At 65.8% G+C, this 20,955-nt stretch carries 18 protein-coding genes; 4 read left to right on the top strand and 14 right to left on the bottom strand.

The window, feature by feature from the left end; translation table 11 throughout:
• Positions 1-8: 8 nt before the first annotated feature.
• Complete coding sequence (locus ACTU6U_RS04545; protein WP_443467984.1) at positions 9-710, bottom strand: uracil-DNA glycosylase; 702 nt, start codon at positions 708-710, stop codon at positions 9-11.
• 4 nt (positions 711-714) lie between these two features.
• Positions 715-1,503: an SDR family oxidoreductase gene (locus ACTU6U_RS04540; RefSeq protein ID WP_443467983.1), complete on the bottom strand. Its 789-nt coding sequence runs from the start codon at positions 1,501-1,503 to the stop codon at positions 715-717.
• A 148-nt stretch (positions 1,504-1,651) separates the two neighbouring features.
• Here ACTU6U_RS04540 and ACTU6U_RS04535 point away from each other — a divergent pair, with 148 nt between their 5' ends.
• Both ACTU6U_RS04535 and metX read left to right on the top strand, forming a co-directional pair.
• The gene (locus tag ACTU6U_RS04535) at positions 1,652-2,974 is read left to right on the top strand and encodes a bifunctional o-acetylhomoserine/o-acetylserine sulfhydrylase (protein WP_443468426.1); all 1,323 of its coding nucleotides are present in this window, start codon (positions 1,652-1,654) and stop codon (positions 2,972-2,974) included.
• Between the two features lie 142 nt (positions 2,975-3,116).
• Positions 3,117-4,325: a homoserine O-acetyltransferase MetX gene (metX, locus tag ACTU6U_RS04530; protein WP_443467982.1), complete on the top strand. Its 1,209-nt coding sequence runs from the start codon at positions 3,117-3,119 to the stop codon at positions 4,323-4,325.
• A gap of 9 nt (positions 4,326-4,334) precedes the next feature.
• Here the strand turns inward: metX and ACTU6U_RS04525 are convergent, their stop codons facing one another.
• From ACTU6U_RS04525 to ACTU6U_RS04505, 5 genes are read right to left on the bottom strand one after another with little or no spacing between them, the layout of a single operon-like run.
• A complete protein-coding gene (locus ACTU6U_RS04525) occupies positions 4,335-4,961 on the bottom strand; it encodes an NUDIX hydrolase (protein WP_443467981.1) in 627 nt (208 codons plus the stop codon).
• A gap of 9 nt (positions 4,962-4,970) precedes the next feature.
• Positions 4,971-6,158, bottom strand: coding sequence for an MFS transporter (locus tag ACTU6U_RS04520; RefSeq protein ID WP_443468425.1), 1,188 nt, complete (start codon positions 6,156-6,158; stop codon positions 4,971-4,973).
• A 59-nt stretch (positions 6,159-6,217) separates the two neighbouring features.
• Positions 6,218-6,532 (bottom strand): thiamine-binding protein, encoded by a 315-nt coding sequence (locus tag ACTU6U_RS04515; protein WP_443467980.1) that lies wholly within the window; start codon positions 6,530-6,532, stop codon positions 6,218-6,220.
• Between the two features lie 21 nt (positions 6,533-6,553).
• Positions 6,554-7,771, bottom strand: coding sequence for a glycosyltransferase family protein (locus tag ACTU6U_RS04510; RefSeq protein WP_443467979.1), 1,218 nt, complete (start codon positions 7,769-7,771; stop codon positions 6,554-6,556).
• 2 nt (positions 7,772-7,773) lie between these two features.
• Positions 7,774-8,610 (bottom strand): ADP-dependent NAD(P)H-hydrate dehydratase, encoded by an 837-nt coding sequence (locus tag ACTU6U_RS04505; protein WP_443467978.1) that lies wholly within the window; start codon positions 8,608-8,610, stop codon positions 7,774-7,776.
• A gap of 52 nt (positions 8,611-8,662) precedes the next feature.
• Between ACTU6U_RS04505 and ACTU6U_RS04500 the strand changes: the two genes are divergently transcribed.
• Positions 8,663-9,730, top strand: coding sequence for an NADH:flavin oxidoreductase/NADH oxidase (locus ACTU6U_RS04500; RefSeq protein WP_443467977.1), 1,068 nt, complete (start codon positions 8,663-8,665; stop codon positions 9,728-9,730).
• A gap of 10 nt (positions 9,731-9,740) precedes the next feature.
• On the opposite strand, the gene ACTU6U_RS04495 is transcribed toward ACTU6U_RS04500, so the two are convergent.
• The 4 genes from ACTU6U_RS04495 to guaB1 all read right to left on the bottom strand — a co-directional run bounded on the left by ACTU6U_RS04495 (position 9,741) and on the right by guaB1 (position 14,849).
• On the bottom strand, positions 9,741-10,802 hold the full coding sequence (locus ACTU6U_RS04495) for a hemolysin family protein (RefSeq protein ID WP_443467976.1): 1,062 nt from the start codon (positions 10,800-10,802) through the stop codon (positions 9,741-9,743).
• Positions 10,799-12,118, bottom strand: coding sequence for a hemolysin family protein (locus ACTU6U_RS04490; RefSeq protein WP_443467975.1), 1,320 nt, complete (start codon positions 12,116-12,118; stop codon positions 10,799-10,801). Before ACTU6U_RS04490 ends, ACTU6U_RS04495 begins: the two co-directional genes overlap by 4 nt.
• Positions 12,119-12,391: 273 nt before the next feature.
• Positions 12,392-13,156 (bottom strand): hypothetical protein, encoded by a 765-nt coding sequence (locus tag ACTU6U_RS04485; protein WP_443467974.1) that lies wholly within the window; start codon positions 13,154-13,156, stop codon positions 12,392-12,394.
• A 238-nt stretch (positions 13,157-13,394) separates the two neighbouring features.
• Positions 13,395-14,849, bottom strand: a complete 1,455-nt coding sequence (gene guaB1 / locus ACTU6U_RS04480) for a GMP reductase (RefSeq protein WP_443467973.1) — start codon at positions 14,847-14,849, stop codon at positions 13,395-13,397.
• Between the two features lie 167 nt (positions 14,850-15,016).
• Between guaB1 and ACTU6U_RS04475 the strand changes: the two genes are divergently transcribed.
• Complete coding sequence (locus ACTU6U_RS04475; RefSeq protein ID WP_443467972.1) at positions 15,017-18,694, top strand: multifunctional oxoglutarate decarboxylase/oxoglutarate dehydrogenase thiamine pyrophosphate-binding subunit/dihydrolipoyllysine-residue succinyltransferase subunit; 3,678 nt, start codon at positions 15,017-15,019, stop codon at positions 18,692-18,694.
• A gap of 15 nt (positions 18,695-18,709) precedes the next feature.
• On the opposite strand, the gene ACTU6U_RS04470 is transcribed toward ACTU6U_RS04475, so the two are convergent.
• From ACTU6U_RS04470 to ACTU6U_RS04460, 3 genes are read right to left on the bottom strand one after another with little or no spacing between them, the layout of a single operon-like run.
• Entirely contained in the window at positions 18,710-20,002 is a 1,293-nt protein-coding gene (locus tag ACTU6U_RS04470; RefSeq protein WP_443467971.1) for a GNAT family N-acetyltransferase, read from the bottom strand.
• Between the two features lie 43 nt (positions 20,003-20,045).
• The gene (locus ACTU6U_RS04465) at positions 20,046-20,285 is read right to left on the bottom strand and encodes a zf-HC2 domain-containing protein (RefSeq protein WP_417508356.1); all 240 of its coding nucleotides are present in this window, start codon (positions 20,283-20,285) and stop codon (positions 20,046-20,048) included.
• Positions 20,282-20,944: a sigma-70 family RNA polymerase sigma factor gene (locus tag ACTU6U_RS04460; protein ID WP_443467970.1), complete on the bottom strand. Its 663-nt coding sequence runs from the start codon at positions 20,942-20,944 to the stop codon at positions 20,282-20,284. The genes ACTU6U_RS04465 and ACTU6U_RS04460 overlap by 4 nt, the downstream gene beginning before the upstream one ends.
• Positions 20,945-20,955 lie beyond the last annotated feature (11 nt).

The following is a 20,955-nucleotide window of genomic DNA, read 5'->3' as shown; positions in this document are numbered from 1 at the left end:
TGCTCAGCCTATAGTTCGCCGTCGACACGCCAGTCCACCGGCGCAGCGCCCTGCTCTGCGAGCAGGGCATTCGCACGCGAGAACGGCCGCGAGCCGAAGAAACCGCGACGAGCGGAGAGCGGCGACGGATGGGCGGAGACGATCGCGGGGGTCTCCCCGAGCACGGGCCGCAGCTTCTCGGCATCCTTCCCCCAGAGGATCGCGATCAGCGGCTGACCCCGCGCCACGAGCGCTCGAATGGCGAGTTCGGTCACCTGCTCCCACCCCCACCCCCGATGGGATGCCGGAGCGCCCGGTCTCACCGTGAGCACTCGGTTCAGAAGCAGCACGCCCTGATCGCTCCACGCGGTCAGATCGCCATGCGGTGCCGGCGGGATGCCGAGGTCGCTCTCACGCTCTGCGTAGATGTTCGTGAGGCTCCTCGGCAACGGCCGCACCGAGCGATCGACGGCGAACGAGAGCCCGATCGGGTGCCCAGGAGTCGGATATGGGTCCTGCCCGGTTATGAGTACCCGCACGTGAGCCAGCGGTCGCTGGAACGCCCGCAGCACATGAGCGCCGTCGGGGAGGTAGCTGGCGCCGCTGGCCTGCTCGGCTCGCAATCGCGCGCCGAGCTGGGCGATCGTGTCCGATGCCGGTGCGAGCGCCTCTGCCCAGCCGCGGTCGATGATTCCGTCATCGGCGAGCTGTGCGAGTGAGCGTCCCGGCACCAATTCAGCCCTCGCGCTCTGGGCGCACGCGCAGCGGACCGCGTGCGAGCAGGTGCTGTGCGGACTGCGCCACAGGGCGCATCGTGATGAGGTCGAGGTTCACGTGACCGGGAGCATCCATGGCGTAGCCGATGACATCAGCGACGTCCTCGCCGGTCAGCGGATCATCGACCCCGGCGTAGACGGCTTCGGCGGCGACGCGGTCGCCACCGAGACGGTTGAGGGTGAACTCCTCGGTGTGCACGAGTCCCGGCGCCACCTCGACGACACGAATCGGTTCGCCGTTGAGCTCCTGACGCAGCACCTTGACGAGCATGGACTCTGCCGCTTTCGCCGCGTTGTAGCCGCCGCCACCCGGGTAGTCGATCCGCGCAGCAGTCGAGGTCACGAAGACCATGTCGGCGTGGCCGTCAGCCGCGGCCGCACGGCGGAGCAATGGCAGCATTCCTGCGACAAGACGCTGAGCGGCGAGGACGTTGACGTCGTACATCCACTGCCAGTCGGCGACGCTGCCGTCCTCGATCCGATCAGTACCGCGTGCACCGCCGGCGACCTGCACGAGCGCATGCACAGGGCCGGATGCTTCGAGTTCGGCAATAAGAGCCGCGACAGCATCCGCATCGGTGAGATCGCACGCGATCGCCGATGCGCCGGTCTCGGCGGCGAGAGTGCGCAGCCGATCCTCGCGGCGAGCGACGCCGACGACGTCCCAGCCCCTGGCACGCAGGTTGCGCACCGCAGCCTCACCGATCCCAGAACTTGCACCTGTCACCACTGCACGCCGTGTCACCATGTCTCCACCGTACGACCTGGCCGCGTGTTTTCGCGCATGCGGCATGTTACGTAACATTTCCAGTCTGTTGTCGGCACCGGCGTTGTTCCGTACTCTCGCAGGAATGGCATCCGCCGTACCGACCTCACTACCCGCCCTGGAGGAACTCATGTCCGCACCCGAGACCTGGCGTTTCGAGACCAAGCAGATCCACTCCGGTGCTGCTCCCGACCCGGTGACGAAGGCGCGCGCGACGCCGATCTACCAGACCACGTCCTACGTGTTCGACAACGCCGACCACGCCGCGAACCTCTTCGCGCTCGCCGAGTTCGGCAACATCTACACCCGCATCCAGAACCCCACCCAGGACGTTCTCGAGCAGCGCCTCGCAGCCCTCGAAGGCGGCACCGGTGCCCTCGTGCTCGCCAGCGGCCAGGCCGCATCGACCTTCGCGGTGCTGAACATCGCGCAGGCCGGAGACCACTTTGTCTCGTCGAGTTCGATCTATGGCGGAACGTACAACCTCTTCAAGTACACCCTCGCCAAGCTCGGCGTAGAGGTCACCTTCGTCGAGAACCAGGATGACATCGAGGAGTGGCGCGCAGCCGTCCGCCCGAACACGAAGCTGTTCTTCGCCGAGACCATCGGAAACCCGAAGATCAACGTGCTCGACATCCGCGGCATCGCCGACGTCGCTCACGACAGCGGCATCCCGCTGATCGTCGACAACACGATCGCCACCCCGTACCTCATCCGCCCGTTCGAGCACGGTGCCGACATCGTCGTGCACTCGGTCACCAAGTTCCTCGGCGGCCACGGCACGACCATCGGCGGCGCGATCATCGACGGCGGCAAGTTCGAGTGGTCGAAGAACGCCGAGAAGTTCCCCGAGCTCACCCAGCCCGATCCCTCGTACCACGGGGCTGTCTACACCGCTGCGGTCGGTGACGCGCTCGCGTACATCATCAAGGCGCGCGTGCAGTTGCTCCGCGACCTCGGCTCTGCCATCGCACCCCAGAGTGCGTGGAACCTCATCCAGGGCGTCGAGACGCTCTCGCTGCGCATCGAGCGCCACGTGCAGAACGCTCAGGAGATCGCAGAGTGGCTCGAGAGTCACGCTGACGTCGCTTCGGTGAACTACTCGGGGCTCCCCTCGTCGCCGTGGTACGCCAAGGCCAACGAGTACGCCCCAAAGGGCGTCGGTGCCGTGCTGTCGTTCGAGCTCAAGGGCGGCGTGGAAGCCGGTCGCGAGTTCGTCAACAGCCTGTCGCTGTTCAGCCACCTCGCCAACATCGGTGACGTGCGCTCGCTCGTCATCCACCCGGCATCCACCACGCACTCGCAGCTCTCGCCTGAGGCGCAGCTCACCGCCGGCGTCACGCCGGGCCTGGTGCGTCTGTCCGTCGGACTTGAGAATGTCGACGACCTCAAGGCAGACCTCGATGATGCTCTCGCTGCAGCACGTCGGGTGTCGGAGGCCGCTCGCGCCTGAGCACCCTCTCGCCATAGCGCACGGATCTCGCAGACTTCCTTCGGAACTCTGCGAGATCCGTGCTTTTCTGCGACGTGTCCGCCGGCGCATCCGACCATGTAACGTGGGCCGCTGAGGGCTACGGGCAGGCGACAATGGAGACATGGACTGGCAGAGCACCTCTGAAGACACCGTGCCCTCGGCGCGCGTGACCGAAGCGGATGCACGGCTTCTCCGCGCTCGCCCTCCCGTGACGGGAGCCTGGCGAGACGGCGATCCTGCGGGCGATCGAGAGTTCGCTTCCTTCGGCGCCTTCCGCACCGAAACCGGCGCAGAGCTGCCGAGTATCCGCATCGCGTACGAGTCGTGGGGCGAGCTCAACACCGCTAAAGACAACGCGATCCTCGTGCTGCATGCCCTCACCGGCGACAGTCACCTCCGCGGCGACGCGGGGCCGGGGCATCCGACCGCCGGCTGGTGGGAGGACATCGTCGGTCCAGGCGCTCCGCTCGACACCGACCGCTGGTGCGTGATCGCCCCCAACATGCTCGGCGGATGCCAGGGGTCCACCGGTCCCGCCAGCGTCGCTCCGGACGGCTACGAGTGGGCATCGCGTTTTCCCTACGTGACGGTGCGCGATCAGGTGGCGGCCCAGGTGCTCCTGGCCGACGCGCTCGGCATCGAGCGCTGGTCAGCGGTCGTCGGCGGATCCATGGGCGGGATGCACGCGCTGGAGTGGGCCATCATGCACCCAGAACGAGTCGAGCGCCTCGCGGTGCTGTCCTCTCCCCCGGTGAACACCGCCGATCAGATCGCACTGAATTCCGTGCAGCTGGAGGCCATCCGCATCGATCCGCGATTCCAGGGCGGCGAGTATTACGACCAGAGCATTGGAGAGGGCCCGCATCGAGGGCTCGCCCTCGCGCGACGCATGGCGCTGCTGAACTACCGGAGCCCCATCGAACTGAATCAGCGCTTTCAGCGTTCCTGGCAGTCGGATGTCTCACCGCTCGGACATGGCGGCAGATTCGCCGTCGAGTCCTACCTCGACTTCCACGGCAACAAGTTCACTCGTCGCTTCGACGCGAACAGCTACCTCACTCTCGTCGAGGCGATGAACTCCCATGACGTCGGTCGCGGCCGTGGGGGCGTTGAGACGGCACTGCAGTCGATCACAGCGAAGACGCTCGTGCTCGGCATCGACACCGATCGCCTGTTCCCGGTGGACGGACAGCAGCGCATCGCACGTAGCGTGCCGCATACGATCGACGACGGACACGCCGTCGTTCTCACGAGCGATTTCGGTCACGACGGATTCCTCATCGAGACGGATGCCGTCGGCATGCACCTGCAGCGTCTGCTGGAGGCCTGAACCCCCGGTTCAGTCGCGCGTGTACTGCCAGGGCATCATGTCGGTCTCAAGCCGGTGTCGCCCGGTGCCGCCGCTCGGGTGCTGCGCGTCACCTGCCCAGACAAACACCCCGCCGCCCAGAATGTGCGTCGCATAGGTCTCGGGAGCCGTCACGGATGCAAGTGCTTCCGCGACGCTCGTGTGCGCGGCCAATGCACTCAACGTGATCCAGGTCGGCGGAAACAGCATCAGCGCGCCCTCGGCGTGCCGCTGCAGAGCGTCGACAGGTGAGAGCCATGCCGCTTCCATCACCTCTTGCGGAGCGGGACGGATCTCGCCTTCTGGCGCGTGCGCCAGGAAGAACCAGGTGCGCACGCGCTTCGGCGCCTCGACGGGCGGCACCCAACACGAGAAGACATGCGGATCGATCGGCCGCAGACCAACCTCCTCTTCGCACTCGCGCACGGCCGCACGCGCAGCGATCTGGATCTCGTCTTCGCCAGCCGTGACATCGTCAGCTTCGACGATACCGCCGGGGAACACCCACGCACCGCCGAACGAGCTTCGGTCAGGGCGTCGGATCAGCAGCGTCTCGATGCTCGCTTCGCGCTCACGCAGAAGCACCGCAGTCCCACCGTTGAGCATTGACTGAGCCATGGCATCACCCTATGCCGACCACTGCTCCGCTGTGCTTCGTCGTTCGATTCGAAAGGCGATCGCGGTGATCGCCAGTCCGATGATCGCAAGCACTGCGCCGACCCATGCCGGAGCGGTGAAACCCCATCCTGCCGCGATCACGACTCCCCCGAGGAATGCTCCGAGGCTGTTGCCGATGTTCAATGCGGAGTGGTTCATGGCTGCCGCGATCGACTGGTTGTCGCCGGCGACATCCATCAGACGCGTCTGAATCGCCGGACTCAGAATGGACGAGGTCAGTCCGACCGCGAAGGCGAGCACCGCAAGCAAAATGATCTGGAACGACAGCAGTGCCAGCAGCGCGAGCACGAGCACGAGTCCGGCCATGCCCATCAGCAGTGTGCGACGCAGGTCGCGGTCTGCCATGTGGCCGCCCAGCAGGTTGCCGACCGTCATCCCGAGGCCCACGACGACGAGTACGATCGGCACCGCCCATTCGGGAGCATCCGCGACATCGGTAACAAGAGGTGCGATGTAGCTGTAGACCGCGAAGAAGCCGCCGAAGCCGATCGCGCCGATACCGAGCGTGAGCCAGACCTGCCCGACCCTGAAGACGCCGAGTTCTGAGCGCAGTGTGCGTCCGGGGTCACCGGGATGCTTCGGCACGAACAGCGCGATCGACACCGTGGCCAGGGCGAAGACGAGCGTCACCACGAAGAAGGCTGTCCGCCACCCCCACTGCTGTCCGAGGAAGGTGCCGACGGGCACTCCGACGACGTTCGCGATGGTGAGCCCGGTGAGGATGAACGCGACGCCCTTCGCTCGATTGCCCGGGCCCAGCACGTCGGCTGCGACCAGTGCGCCGATCCCGAAGTACGCGCCGTGCGGGAGTGCTGCGAGCAGCCGTGAGGCGCCGACGAGACCGAACGTCGGCGCGATCACTGTGAGGGCGTTGCCCACTGTCAGAGCGATCGCGAGGCAGATCATGACGCGATTGCGAGGGAAGCGCGCGACCAGGCCCGCGATCGTCGGAGCGCCGATGACGACGCCGAGTGCATACAGAGAGATGAGGATGCCGGTCTGCCCGATCGCCTCGTCGGGTGAAGTCGCCCACACCGATGGGAGCAGATCTTGGGCGATGTCCGGCAGCAGGCCCATGATGACGAACTCGGTCATGCCGATTCCGAAAGAGCCGATGGCGAGAGAGAGGAGCGCCATCTTCGCCGCACCCCTCGAGAGAGTCGAGGAGTGATTCACCCGCTAATGCTACTGGGCTATCAGGAGTCGGATTCCTCGATCGCCGCTTCCAGTCGCTCGATCTTCGCGTCGAGCTCTCCGGAGTACCCAGGGCGGATATCCGCTTTCAGCACGAGCGACACCCGGGATCCGAACGGCTGCACTGCGTCGACGGCGCGCTTGACGACAGCCATGACGGTGTCCCAGTCCGGGCCTTCGATCTCGGTGAACATGCTGGTCGTGCGGTGTGGCAGCCCTGATTCACGCACAACCTTGACAGCAGCGGCAACGGCATCGTGGACGGAGCCATCGGTGTTTCCGGTTCCGCCGGGAGCAACGGAGAATGCAATGAGCATGGTGTTCCTTTCAGTGTGTGGTCAGTTGCGCCTGCCCGCGCGCCCCACGGGCACCCGGGTCAATGCGCGAATCGCGATGACCAGGAGCACGATGACGAGTACGTTGCGCGCGGTGAGCAGCAGCACAGGCAGCCATTGCGCATGCAGCAGCCCGTCGTACGTCAGCGGATAGACCAGGCAAGTCAGCCCGCTGAGCACCAGCACGATCCCCGCCGGCAGTCCTGAACGAGTGCGATCGAACACGATCCAGAGAATCACGGGTGCAATCAGCCAGGTCTGGAACTGAGGAGAACCGACCTTATTGGTCACGATCAGCGATGCGACCAGTGCGAGCGCGAGCGGGGGGAACAGTCGGGGGAAAGATGCCCCGCGGCTCGCCTTGACCGCTCCCAGGACGAGGATCCCTACCGCGACGACTGCCATGAGCGGAGTGAGCACCGCAGCGAGCACGTCGACGCCGGGCGCGCCGATCTGGAAGGTAAGAATCTCGAAACTGTAGTCAATGGATGCCGTACCCGCTGCTGCCATCCACATGAATGGTGTCGCGAACACTGCTTCGATCTGCAGTCCGCGCCCGGTCTGTTCGGTGAGGAAGCCGAAGAGGTGCTGATCCGCGCCGAGCAGGAACAGCAGCACGATGACTGCAGCGCTCGTGGCGAGGAACACCAGCAGGATCCGCATCCGGGTGCGCGCAGCGGCGATCGCACCGACAACGAGTGCGCCTGGCCAGATCTTGATCCAGGCGGCCACGGTCAGAAGGAGCGTGGCGATGGCCGGTCGCTTCACGAGCCAGCATCCGGCGATCACTGCCATCGGCACGGTCACCGCGTCGATGCGGTACATGGCGATCGGCCCCATCAGCGCGAGCGCCGCCGTCCAGAACCAGCCAGCGGAGCGCCGAGCTGCCGTCCCGGTGCGTCCCACCAGCACGGCGAAGGCGATGGCGTCCAGCGCGGTGATGAGCACCGCCCATCCGATCAGGTACGCTCCCATGGCGCCGACGAGCCCGTTCAAGGGCCATGCGATCAGCTGTGTCGCCAACATCGGCAGCAACGCCGGCTGCGGGTACACCCACGACTCGGTGATGCCGACGATCGCACCACCGGTGAGAGCGGAATGCGACCACGGCTGGTACACGAGAGTCACATCCCCCATCGGCTGGGATGGGTACAGCCACCCGAGAGCTGCGATCAGCACATGGACGGCGAGGAACACGGCCCAGAGGCCGGCGGTGCGCATCCTCACGACAGTAGCTCTCCGATGGCCGCCGGCAGTGCGTCCGACACATCGAGCGCAACGATCGGGTGCCCGCGGCGCCCGTCCCGTGCACCGGATGCCAACGCCGCCGCGTATCCGTGCAGCCATGCCCCCGCTGCTGCGATATCTGCAAGCGGTGCACCAGCGTTCGCCGCGGTCAAGGCGCCGAGCACTCCTGCGAGCACATCGCCGGTACCTGCCGTGGCAAGCCAGCTCGGTCCAGCCGCGACAGCGGTCAAGGCTCCGTGTGACGATGCGATGAGCGTGGTCGCGCCCTTGAGCAGCACGGTGATCGACAGCGCGCGCGCAACCTCGGCGACGTCGGCCTCCCTGTCGCCGCTGCCGCTCTCCTCGAGCCCGAGCATCTCGCTCAGACGTGCGAACTCCCCTGCATGCGGCGTCACGATCAACGGTGCCGCCGCTCCGACGATGAGGTCGAGCGCGCCGGCATCGACGATCACGGGAGCGGGGCCTGCGAGGATCTCCTGCAGCGCACGCGTTTCGTCAGCGCTGCGGCCCGCGGCGTCCGTACCCGATCCGATCACCCACGCATCCACCCGCGTGCTGCCGATGTCCGCAGCAGCGACGGTCTCTGGGCGTCGGGCGATCACCGCATCCGCTGCACGCCCCTCGCCGACGAATCGGACGTAACCCGCACCTGCACGCCACGCCGCGTCGACGCCCAGCACAGCGGCGCCAGGATAGGCGTTCGATCCGGTGCGAAGTGCGACGACCCCACGGGAATACTTGTCATCCGTCGACGTCGGCACGCGCAGCAGGCGCACCGTATCCGTACGGGACCATCTGCCCACATCGACCATGGGTTCAACGCTAGCGCGCTGATCCGCGTCCTGCGCACGATACGTTCGAGATGTGACTCTCCTGTTCTCCCCGCTCAGCATCCGTTCCGCCACGTTCTCGAACCGCCTGTGGGTGTCGCCGATGTGCATGTACAGCGCAATCGACGGCGTCGTGCAGGAATGGCACCACGCCCATCTCGCGCAGTTCGCCTCGGGTGGTGCTGGGCTCATCGTCGCCGAGGCCACCAGCGTCACCCCGGAAGGCCGTATCTCGCCACGCGACGCCGGGATCTGGAATGACGAACAGCGAGACGCGTGGGCGCCGATCGTGCAGGCGATCCATGACCGCGGCAGTCGCGCCGGCATCCAGCTCGCACACGCAGGGCGCAAGGCGTCAACGTGGTGGCCGTGGGCCGATCAGCGCGGATCCGTTGCCGAAGCTGAAGGCGGATGGCTGACGGTCGCGCCCTCTGCCATCGCCTTCGAGGGTTTCGCCGAGCCGCTCGAGCTGGATGCGGCGGGTCTCGAGCGTATTGTGGCGGGGTTCCGCACGGCCGCGCGGCGGGCCCTGGATGCCGGGTTCGACGTTCTCGAGCTGCACGGTGCCCACGGGTACCTTCTGCATCAGTTCCTCTCCCCGCTGTCGAACCGGCGCGAGGACGAGTACGGCGGTTCGCTCGAGAACCGCGCCAGGCTCCTGCTCCGCATCATCGAGAGCGTGCGCGATGTCGCAGGCGCTGATGTGCCGATCTTCGTGCGGATATCCGCCACTGACCATGCGGAGGGCGGGTTCACCGTGGCAGAGGCCACTTCCGTCGCGGAGTGGGCGATGGAGAAGGGCGCTGACCTCATCGACGTCTCCAGCGGCGGACTCGTGGCGCACCAGACGATCGACGTACACCCCGGGTATCAGGTGCCGCTGGCCGCTGCCGTGCGCCAGGACGGGCGCATCCCGGTCGCAGCCGTCGGCCTGATCACCACGGCAGAGCAGGCCGAGCAGATCCTGGTCGAAGGATCAGCAGATGCAATCTTCGCCGCACGCGAGTGGCTGCGCGACCCGCATTTCGCATTGCGGGCCGCGCATGAGCTGGCAGCAGAGGTCGAGTGGCCGTCACAGTACCTGCGCGCACGCTGGCGCTGAGCGGCCTCCTCTACCTGCCGCGCACCTTTCGCGTAGCATCCTGAACCTCACCGACGAGCTCTTCGATGATGTCCTCGAGGAACAGCACCGCGGTCGTCTCGCCCTGATCGTTGCGTACCCTGGCGAGATGGCGACCTGCGCGACGCATGATCGCCAGGGCATCTTCGAGATCGGTGTTCTCCTGCACCGGCACCATGTGGTGAATGCGCTTGGAGGGAATCGGCGCAGCAGTCAGGGTTTCCGCGTCCTCCCCCTCTGAGGCCTGAAGGATATCCTTCAGGTGCACATATCCGACCGGCATGCTCTCGTCGTCCACGATCACGTAGCGCGAGAAGCCGTAGCGAGCCACAGCGCGCTCGATGTCGTCAGGTGTCGTCGCCTGCGGCAGCGTGACGAGGTCGCTGAGCGCGACAGCGACATCGCGGGCCTTCTTGTCCGTGAACTCCACGGCCTTGGCGACAGCCCCCGAGGCATCCGAGAGCACGCCCTCGCGGCGCGACTGGTTGACGATCGTGGCGACCTCGTCGATCGTGAAGGTAGAGGCGGCCTCGTTCTTCGGCTCGACGCGGAACAGACGTAGTACGCCATTCGCAGCCGAATTGAGCACCCAGATCACCGGGTGGAAGATCTTCGATACCCACACCAGCGGCGGAGCGAGGATGAGCACCGCCCGATCAGGGATGGAGAACGCGAGGTTCTTCGGCACCATCTCGCCGAAGACGACGTGCAGGTACGAGACCAGCACGAGCGCGATGACGAAGGCGACGACGTCCACGACAGCATCCGCCCACCCGAAGGCGTGCATCGGGATGCCGAGCAGGTGGTGGATCGCGGGTTCGGACACATTGAGGATCAGCAGCGAGCAGATCGTGATGCCGAGCTGCGAGGTGGCGAGCATCAGAGTTGCGTGCTCCATCGCGTACAGCGCGGTCTTCGCTGCGCGCGAGCCCTCCTCCGCCCGCGGTTCGATCTGCGAGCGGCGGGCAGAGATCACGGCGAACTCGGCGCCGACGAAGAAAGCGTTCGCGATCAGCAGGACCACGAGCCAGACGATTCCCGACCAGTCGTTCATCGGGCCGCCTCCTCAGCATCGGCATCAACAGGGGACGGCGTGTACCGAATGCGGTCGACACGCCGGCCTTCCATGCGGACGACCTGCAGGATGCCGGAGTCGAGGGTTACCTCGTCACCGGTGGAGGGCACGCGTTCGAGCACGCTCATCATGTAACCGCCCACGGTGTCGTACACGTCTCCTTCTGGCACGCGCACGCCGGTGCGACTTCGCAGTTCATCGGGGCGCAGTTCGCCGGGGAATGTGATCGAGTCGCGCCCTTGAACCACACCGGCACGGCTGCGATCATGCTCGTCAGCGACTTCGCCGACGATCTCTTCGACGAGGTCCTCGAGAGTGACGATGCCCGCAGTTCCGCCGTACTCATCGACGACGACAGCGAGCTGATACCCCTTGGCCCGCAGCTCGGAGATGAGCACGTCGAGGTGCTGGGTCTCTGGAACACGCAGCGGTTCGGTCGACAGGGCGCCGACTGGCACCTCGGAGCGTCGATCACGCGGCACGGAGACGGCGGCCTTGAGATGGACGACACCTGTGATGTCATCCAGATCGTCGTCGTAGACGGGGAAGCGGCTGTGGCCTGTGCGTCGTGCGAGCTGGATGACGTCTTCGGCGGTGTCTCCCGCGGCGATCGCATGCATGCTCGGACGAGGGGTCATCACATCATCTGCCGAGAGTCGCGAGAAAGTCAGTGTGCGGTCGAGCAGGGAGGCGGTATCGGCTTCGAGCACGCCGGCGCTGGCTGAGCGTCGCACGAGCGATGACAGCTCCTCTGCGGTGCGTGCGCCGGAGAGCTCTTCCTTCGGCTCGATGCCGAAGGACCGTATGATGCCGTTCGCGCTGCCGTTGAGCAGGAGAATCGCCGGCTTGAAGACCGTCGTGAATGCGACCTGGAACGGCACGACGAGCTTCGCGGTGGCACGCGGCAGCGCGAGGGCGAAGTTCTTCGGCACGAGCTCGCCGAGAATCATCGACAGCACGGTCGCGCCGGTCATCGCAACGACCGTCGAAATCGGCTGGACAGCGCCTTCGGCCACGCCCCACGCGCTGAGCACGGGTCGAAGGAGGTTCGACAGCGCCGGTTCCATCGTGTAACCGGTCAGCAGCGTGGTCAGTGTGATGCCGAGCTGCGCGGACGACAGATGTGTGGAGGTGTGTTTGAGCGCGCCGATCGTGATCGCGAGGCGGGACTCGCCACGAGCCTGGCGCGCTTCGAGTTCTGCGCGGTCGAGATTGACCAGTGCGAACTCACTCGCGACGAAAAGACCTGTTCCGACTGTGAGGAGGAGCCCCACGCCCAACATGACGTAATCCATCAGACGCTTCCCTCCGTGGAGTGGCAGCGCGGGCAGTGGGGCGAAGTACTACAACTGGGAGGGTCGTCCATGGTACCTATGATTCTACCGATCCCTCAGGCGCGCCTTTCTGCTTTTGCTGTGAGTTTCAGAGAGGCGCTCGCGCTACCAGCCGTTTCCTGGCTCGCGCTGTCATTCTCTGCTCGCGCGGCAGAAGTTTCAGCAGCGCGAACAGCGACGAGCCGCGCGACGCGCCAGGGATGCCGTAGCGACAGCGACAGCGACAGCGACAGCTCAAGAACGCCTGCGCGGAGGCGGAAAGCGAGACGGCAGCCCATCAGCGGTGAGGATGCTGTAGAGCCGAGCCGGATCCCGATGATCCGGAGTCCGCCACCGTGACAGAGCCGACACCTGTCGACGGAGCGCATCCGCCCGGTCCTTCTCTTCCAGCAGCGCCTGCTCGGGAGTGCGTCCGTTGAGAATGTCAGCCAGGCTCGTGCTGAAGTCGATCGCGATCGGCACTCGCGCATACCCGCGTCGCTGATTCACATCGATCGCACGCAGCACAACTTCACGCCCAGTGAGCGGACCGCCTTTCCTTCGTGCCCACAGCACCTGGTCGAACGCGATGACACCGGCGGTGAAACTGCCTTCTGCCGCAAGATCGACGGATGTCTGCGCCGGCGACGTGACCAGGTGCCCGCGCCACTCGACCAGATCCACGCCATCGAATCCCAGCGCGCGTCGGCGGACAGCGCCGGATGAGCGGCCGCCGGTACTCTGCGCGATGCGCACGTCCACCAGCTTCGGCCACGTCCCGATCCGATCGATTGCGTGAACGGCTGCGGCGGCGCTGTGCGTGAACACAAGCGGGCCCCGCGCACGGTCTGCGACTTCAAGGACTCGCACGAGATGCTGTTGCATCCATGTCAGTCGTCTCCATTCCGCATCGCGCACGTAACTGCCTGCGATGACGCGCCGAAACACCCCGTCGCGCACCCGCTGCTTGAGCTTCCGATCGTTCAGGAGTCCGCCGTCGCGCTCTCGTCTCCGATGCACGATGCACGATGCTCGGATGCTCGGTCTGCATCACCATCTCTGGATGCTGGCACAGTGACGACAGCATCCGGATCGCCAAGTCGCCTTCTCGAACAACTCGAGCGATATCGCGTTCTGTGGAGAACGAGTCACTGCGACGGCCCCCGCACGCTCGCGCGGCCGTTTCCTGTTCGCGCTCCTGAAACTTCTGCCGCGTGAACAGGAAACAGCAGCGCCGAACAGGAAACAGCAGCGCGCGCTACCAGCTGACGGGCAGCGCCTTGCCCTCTTCGTACCCGGCAGCCGACTGGCGCCCGACCAGCGCACGCTCGTGGAACTCGGGCACAGACGACGCCCCCGCATAGGTGAACGACGACCGCACCCCCGAAGTGATCATGTCCAGCAGATCCTCGACGCCAGGACGCAGCGGGTCGAGGTAGATCTTCGACGAGGAGATCCCTTCGGCGAACAGCTCCTTGCGCGCACGCTCATAGGCGTCGAGTCGTCCGAACCGTGCCTGCACGGCCTTCGTCGATGCCATCCCCCACGACTCTTTGTAGATGCGGCCTTCGGCATCGGCCTGCAATCGCCCTGGAGCTTCGAGCGTGCCAGCGAACCAGGAGCCGATCATTACGGATGCCGCGCCTGCGGCGAGCGCGAGAGCGACATCGCGCGGGTAACGCACTCCCCCGTCGGCCCACACGTGTGCACCGGCTGCCCGAGCCGCTTCCGCTGTCTCGAGCACAGCAGAGAACTGCGGGCGCCCGACCGCGGTCATCATGCGGGTGGTGCACATCGCACCCGGCCCGACGCCGACCTTGAGGATCGTCGCTCCCGCCTCGACGAGATCGTTCACGCCGTCGGCGGTGACGATGTTTCCCGCAACCAGAGGGATGCCGAGGTCCAGCTCCGCGACTGTGGCGAGAGCACGCAGCATGCTCTCCTGATGACCGTGCGCTGTGTCGACGACGAGCACGTCCACCCCAGCAGCGGCCAGGGCGCGGGCCTTCGCGGCGACGTCGCCGTTGATGCCGATAGCCGCTCCGACCGCGAGACGCCCGCGCGAGTCGATCGCGGGTGCATAGAGAGTGGACCGCAGTGCGCTGCGAGCGCTCAGAGTGCCGACGAGGTGGCCGCGGTCGGTCACGGTGACGAGCTCCGCACCGGTTTCAATGATGACGTCGAATGCCCCGCGGGCATCGGCGGCGTCTTCTGCATCGAGCGAAGGAGTCCCTGCGTGCACGAGGTCGCCGAGGCGGGCATCAGATAGTGCGGTGGCAAGGCGCGAAGCCGAGAGGATGCCGACGATCGCGGATGCTTCGATCCGCCCCGCCCCTTTCGCGACGACCACGCCGTGCCCATTCACCGGGGGCAGCAGCTCCCGTGCATCGGCGACGGTGGCCGCTGGCGACAGCACGAGAGGCGTGTCCCACGCCACCGGCTGCGCCTTGACATCGCGGATCGCAGCATCCAGCTCCTGCAGCGGCATGTCCTGCGGAAGGATGCCGATCCCGCCGCGTCGCGCGAGCACAGCAGCGAGCCGGGGGCCGGTGACGGAGTTCATGTTCGAGGCCACCAGTGGAATGGTCGCGGGGGTCCCGTCGTGAGGTGCGAGATCGACGTCGAGTCGACTCGTGATGTCCGATCGCCGAGGCACCAGAAAGACATCGGAATAGGTGAGATCTACAGCGGGCTGCTCACTGACGAACTTCATAACTACAAGGTAGCTTTCTCCTCGCTTTTTTGTGCCTGCGTCGGTGCGACGTCGCACGTGCCTGCCCAGCAGAACACGTTAGGCTAGAAGGTAGAACGCGCATCCCTGGGAAATCCGGGGATATCGCGCGTTGACAGATCTTCAGCGATGAAAGAGGGCGATAGCGCGTGGCAGGCCAAACAGCCGGCGTCGGGGGTTCGGACGACGGAGATTTCGGAGCCAATTCCTGGCTCGTCGACGAGCTGTATGTGCAGTTCAAAGCTGACCGCAACTCCGTGGACAAGGAGTGGTGGCCGATCCTGGAGAATTACGCACCGGATGCCGCAGTCGTCGTTCCCGCTTCCCCCACGGTGAACGCTTCGGGTGACCAGCATCCAGTGACTGCTCCTATTCCGGTCATCGGATCGCAGCCCGTCGCGAAGACGACGGCCAAGCCTGCGAAGCAGGCGCCGATCCCTGCGCAGGCTCCGAAGCCTGCGCCGAAGGAAGATCCGAACGAAGAGAACGCCGACCAGGTCACGCCGCTTCGAGGTCTGACCAAGACGCTCGCGGTGAACATGGACAAGTCGCTGACTATCCCCACGGCAACGAGCGTGCGCACGATCCCGGCGAAGCTGATGATCGACAACCGCATCGTCATGAACAACCACATGGCGCGCTCGCGCGGCGGCAAGGTCAGCTTCACCCACCTCATCGGCTGGGCGCTGATCAAGACGCTCAAGGAGTTCCCGAGCCAGAACGTCGCGTACGCCGAGATCGACGGAAAGCCGTCTGTCGTGGCGCCGGCCCATGTCAACCTCGGAATCGCGATCGACCTCCCCAAGCCCGATGGCACTCGCGCGCTCATGGTGCCCAGCATCAAGCGTGCAGACACCCTCACCTTCACCGAGTACCTCGCGGCATACGAAGACCTCGTCACCCGTGCACGGGGCAACAAGCTCACCGCCGCAGATCACGCCGGAGCGACCGTCTCTCTGACGAACCCCGGTGGCATCGGCACCGTGCACTCCGTGCCTCGTCTGATGAACGGCCAGGGCTGCATCATCGGCGCCGGCGCTCTCGAGTACCCGGCCGAGTTCCAGGGCTCCAGCCAGAAGACGCTCACCGAGCTCGGCATCGGCAAGACCATCACGCTCACCAGCACCTACGACCACCGTGTCATCCAGGGTGCGGGTTCGGGCGAGTTCCTCAAGAAGGTGCACGAGCTGCTCATCGGACAGCGTGACTTCTACGAGGAGATCTTCTCCGCCCTGCGCATCCCGTACGCGCCGATCCGCTGGAACGCTGACATCGCCGTCGACCTCGCTGAGCGCGTCGACAAGCAGTCCCGCGTACAGGAGCTCATCAACTCGTACCGTGTCCGCGGCCACCTCATGGCCGACATCGACCCGCTCGAGTACGTGCAGCGTTCGCACCCCGATCTTGAGATCGAAAGCCACGGTCTGACGTTCTGGGACCTCGACCGCGAATTCGTCACCGGTGGCTTCGGCGGCAAGCGCGTGATGAAGCTGCGCGACATCCTCGGCGTGCTGCGCGACTCGTACTGCCGCACGCTCGGCATCGAGTACATGCACATCCAGAACCCCGAGCAGCGTCGTTGGTTCCAGGAGAAGGTCGAAGTCAAGTACCAGAAGCCTGGTCACGACGAGCAGCTGCGCGTTCTCCGCAAGCTCAACGAGGCTGAGGCCTTCGAGACGTTCCTGCAGACGAAGTTCGTCGGCCAGAAGCGCTTCTCGCTCGAGGGCGGCGAGTCGCTGATCCCCCTGCTCGATGAGATCCTGCAGGGCGCTGCCACCGCAGGGCTCGACGGTGCCGCGATCGGCATGGCCCACCGCGGCCGCCTGAACGTGCTCACCAACATCGCCGGCAAGACTTACGGACAGGTCTTCCGCGAGTTCGAGGGCACCCAGACCCCCGGCAACCAGCGCGGCTCGGGAGACGTGAAGTACCACCTCGGCACCGAGGGCACCTTCATCGCAGATGACCGCTCCGAACTGCCGGTGTACCTCGCAGCCAACCCCTCCCACCTTGAAACGGTCGATGGTGTGCTCGAGGGAATCGTCCGTGCCAAGCAGGACCGCAAGCCCATCGGCACGTTCTCGTGGCTGCCGATCCTCGTGCACGGCGACGCGGCGTTCGCCGGACAGGGAGTGGTCGTCGAGACTCTGCAGATGTCGCAGCTGCGCGGCTACCGCACCGGCGGCACCATTCACGTGGTCGTCAACAACCAGGTCGGCTTCACCACGACGCCGACGGATGCCCGCACATCGGTCTACGCGACCGACGTTGCAAAGACGATCCAGGCGCCGATCTTCCACGTTAACGGCGATGACCCCGAGTCTGTCATCCACGTCGCTCGGCTCGCCTTCGAATACCGCGAGCGGTTCCATTCCGACGTCGTCCTCGACCTTGTCTGCTACCGCCGACGCGGCCACAACGAGGGCGATGACCCCTCGATGACGCAGCCGCTGATGACCGATCTCATCCAGGCGAAGCGCTCGGTGCGCAAGCTCTACACCGAGGCCCTCGTCGGACGCGGTGACATCACCGAGGAAGAGTACGAGCAGGCCAAGGACGACTTCCAGAGTCGCCTCGAGGTCGCCTTCGCCGAGACGCACGCGGCCGAGACCGGGGCAACACCGATCGCACCTGACCTCTCCCCCGTGGACGAGGTCGTGGGCGAACCTGAGGTGACCGGCATCTCCCGCGAGGTCGTGGGTCTCATCGGTGAAGCGTTCGCCAACAAGCCGGAAGGCTTCACCGTGCACCCGAAGATCCAGCAGCTGCTGGACAAGCGGGTCGCGATGACCAAGTCGGGAGGCATCGACTGGGGCTTCGGTGAGCTTCTCGCCTTCGGCTCGCTGCTCGCCGAGGGCACCACGGTGCGTCTGGCCGGTCAGGACTCGCGCCGCGGCACCTTCGTGCAGCGCCACGCCGTCATGCACGACCGTGCGAACGGCCAGGAATGGCTGCCGCTGGCCAACCTCTCTGAGAGCCAGGGTCGTTTCTTCGTGTACGACTCGCTGCTCAGCGAGTACGCCACAATGGCATACGAGTACGGCTACTCCGTCGAGGCTCCCGAAGCACTCGTGCTGTGGGAGGCCCAGTTCGGCGACTTCGCGAACACCGCTCAGGCCGTGGTCGACGAGTACGTCTCTGCTGCTGAGCAGAAGTGGGGCCAGCAGTCCGGCGTCACGCTCCTGCTCCCGCACGGCTACGAGGGTCAGGGCCCTGACCACTCCTCTGCGCGCATCGAGCGCTTCCTGCAGCTGTGCGCGCAGGAGAACATGATCGTCGCTCGTCCATCGACCCCCGCGTCGTACTTCCATCTGCTGCGCCGTCAGGCCTACGCCCGCCCCCGCAAGCCGCTGATCGTCTTCACCCCGAAGGCGATGCTGCGACTGCGCGGTGCGACCAGCAGCGTCGAAGACTTCACCCAGGGTCGTTTCGAACCGGTCCTTGACGACAGTCGCGAGCTGACCCGTGATTCGGTGAAGCGCGTGCTGCTGCACTCCGGCAAGATCCACTGGGATCTGCGCAGCGAGCTCGACAAGAACCCGAACGCGGAGATCGCCCTCGTGCGTCTCGAGCAGCTCTACCCCACGCCGCTCGATGCGCTGAAGAAGATCACCGACTCGTACCCCGATGCTGAGCTCGTGTGGGTGCAGGATGAGCCCGAAAACCAGGGCGCATGGCCGTTCCTGGCCCTCGAGTTCGCGAAGGTCCGCGAGCGAGGTTTCCGCGTCATCTCCCGGACTGCTTCGGCGTCACCTGCGACGGGTTCGTCCAAGGTGCACGCGATCGAGCAGGCCGACCTGATCAAGCAGGCTCTGACCCTCGGCTGATCCGGCCGCCCGTCCTTAGTACCAGATGCTGAGGGCGGGCGCCCGGATAGCGCGGAAGGCGTCGTCGAGCGACGCGGCGATCTCTGCCGTCGTCGACAGCCGCCCCGCGGCAAGCAGCTCCCTCGCGCTCACTCCCCCGGCGTACATCGCTGAGAGCGTGCCGATGTCGAGGGTCGCGTCCGCGGTCGCGGCATCCGATGCCTCGACCTTCGCGCGGCCGTCTGCGACAGACAGCCGCCAGCTTCCGGTCGTGAACCCGAGCGGGTCCTCGACGCGCAGCACGAGGTCGAGCGGTGCGCGGTACGTGCGCGCTTCCAGCGCCTCGCGCACATCGAGAATCCGCAGCCAGCCGTGGTCGTGCACTCGCACCTCGACGCCGCGCGGATCCTTCACGAGCCACGGCAGCGGGTCGTCGGTGGGCCGCAGATCAGCGGTCACCTTGTCGACAAGGTCATGTTGCAAGGCGAAACCCCAGAGCGCGACGAGCGCTTCATCAGTCACTGCCGTCAGCAGCGAGATCTTCAACTCGAACCGGAAAGCTCCGGGGATCTCCGTGAGTGTGTAAGCGAGCACTCCCCGTGCCGCGCCGTGCTTGTCGAGATAGCGCACACCGCGAACGGCAGCAGCAGAGGGATTCCCCGGCGCGAGCCCCGCGATTCGATCCCAGCGGCGTTCCCATCCGGCAACCTGGCCGGATCGCTGAGTGCGCTCCACTTCGTGGAAGGCTGCGAGGTTATCGCGCAGCCCCGCCTTGTCCAGGTACTCCAGGCGTCCGACGGGGGCGCCGGCCGCCCAGCCGGCACGGCGGGTATCGATGGCCATTGCGGCCATCGGAACGGCAGGAGCGAACCCATAACGGCCGTAGATCGTCGCTTCCGAGACGGTCAGGCCCGCGATCGCGGTGCCGGATGCTGCCGCAGAGCGCAGTTCGCCCTCGAGCAGTGCCCGTGCAATGCCACGGCGCCGGTGAGTACCGGAGACGGTGACGGAGCTGATGGCCCACATGTCGATCTCGCCGCCGGGGATCGTCAGTGGTGTGAGCCAGGAGTTCACCGTCGCGACGGGCCAGGAGCCCTCGGCGGCGCCTGCTTCGAACACGCCGACATTGCGACGATCGGCGATCGCCGCAGCATCCGCCTCGACGACGTCGGCCGCGGGGTCCGCGTCCAGGAATCCGCGCGCATCCGCGCGGACGAACGCTTCGGTATCAGCCGGAGATGAGGCGTCGATCGTGCGGTAGGTCAGCTGCTGACCTGCCAGGCGTTCGAAGGATTCGGGGTCGACGGGGATCTGGCGTGCGTCGGTCATCGTCCCAGCCTATGGGACTCCGCAGTCCGCACGCCCGAAAAGATCAGTGCGCGGCAGCCACGCGGAGTCGAGCGAGAACCTGATCGCGCAGCTCTTCCGGGGCGCTCTCCTTGCAGGCGCGAGCGACGACCTCGGTCAGAGTCTTTGCCACCAGCGCCTCATCCCGGCACTCCGGGCAGTTCTCGATGTGCTCCTTGAGCACAGAGTGCTGGGTTTTGCATACCTCGTTGCGGAGGTACTCCTCCAGATCCTGACGCGCTTTGTCGCAGCCGCAATCGCTCATTTCGTGCTCCTCGTACTCGCCGTGGCGATTCCTCGCTCAGCGGCATAATCTGCCAGCAACTCGCGAAGCATCCGCCTGCCACGATGCAGACGGCTCATCACGGTGCCGATAGGGGTCTTCATGATGTCGGCGATCTCCTGGTACGCGAAGCCCTCGACATCTGCCAGGTACACGGCCAGCCGGAAGTCCTCAGGGACCTCCTGCAGCGCGTCCTTGACGACCGATGCCGGCATCCGATCGATCGCCTCTGCCTCGGCGGAGCGGCTGTGCGACGCAGTCGTCGATTCCGCACCGCCCATCTGCCAGTCTTCGAGCTCGTCGATCGTGCCCTGATAGGGCTCGCGCTGCTTCTTGCGGTAGATGTTGATGTACGTGTTCGTCAGGATCCGGTAGAGCCACGCCTTGAGGTTCGTGCCCTGGGTGAATGACGACCACGACGCGAACGCCTTGACGAAGGTCTCTTGGACGAGGTCTGCGGCGTCGGCAGGGTTGCGCGTCATGCGCATGGCTGCGGCGTACAGCTGATCCATGAAGGGGATCGCCTGTTCCTCGAACTCGCGCTGAGCGGTGCTCGTGGCGTCTGCGGGGGTCATGTCATCCATCACGGGCCAGTCTAGGCCGACGATGTCTTCGACACGACGTTCCAGCGTAGCTGTCATCACCACTCCCT

It is taken from the genome of Microbacterium zouquanmingi, assembly GCF_052266695.1.
GTDB lineage: Bacteria > Actinomycetota > Actinomycetes > Actinomycetales > Microbacteriaceae > Microbacterium.
Note: the sequence above shows the minus strand (reverse complement) of the source record. Positions and strands in the feature narration are given on the sequence as shown.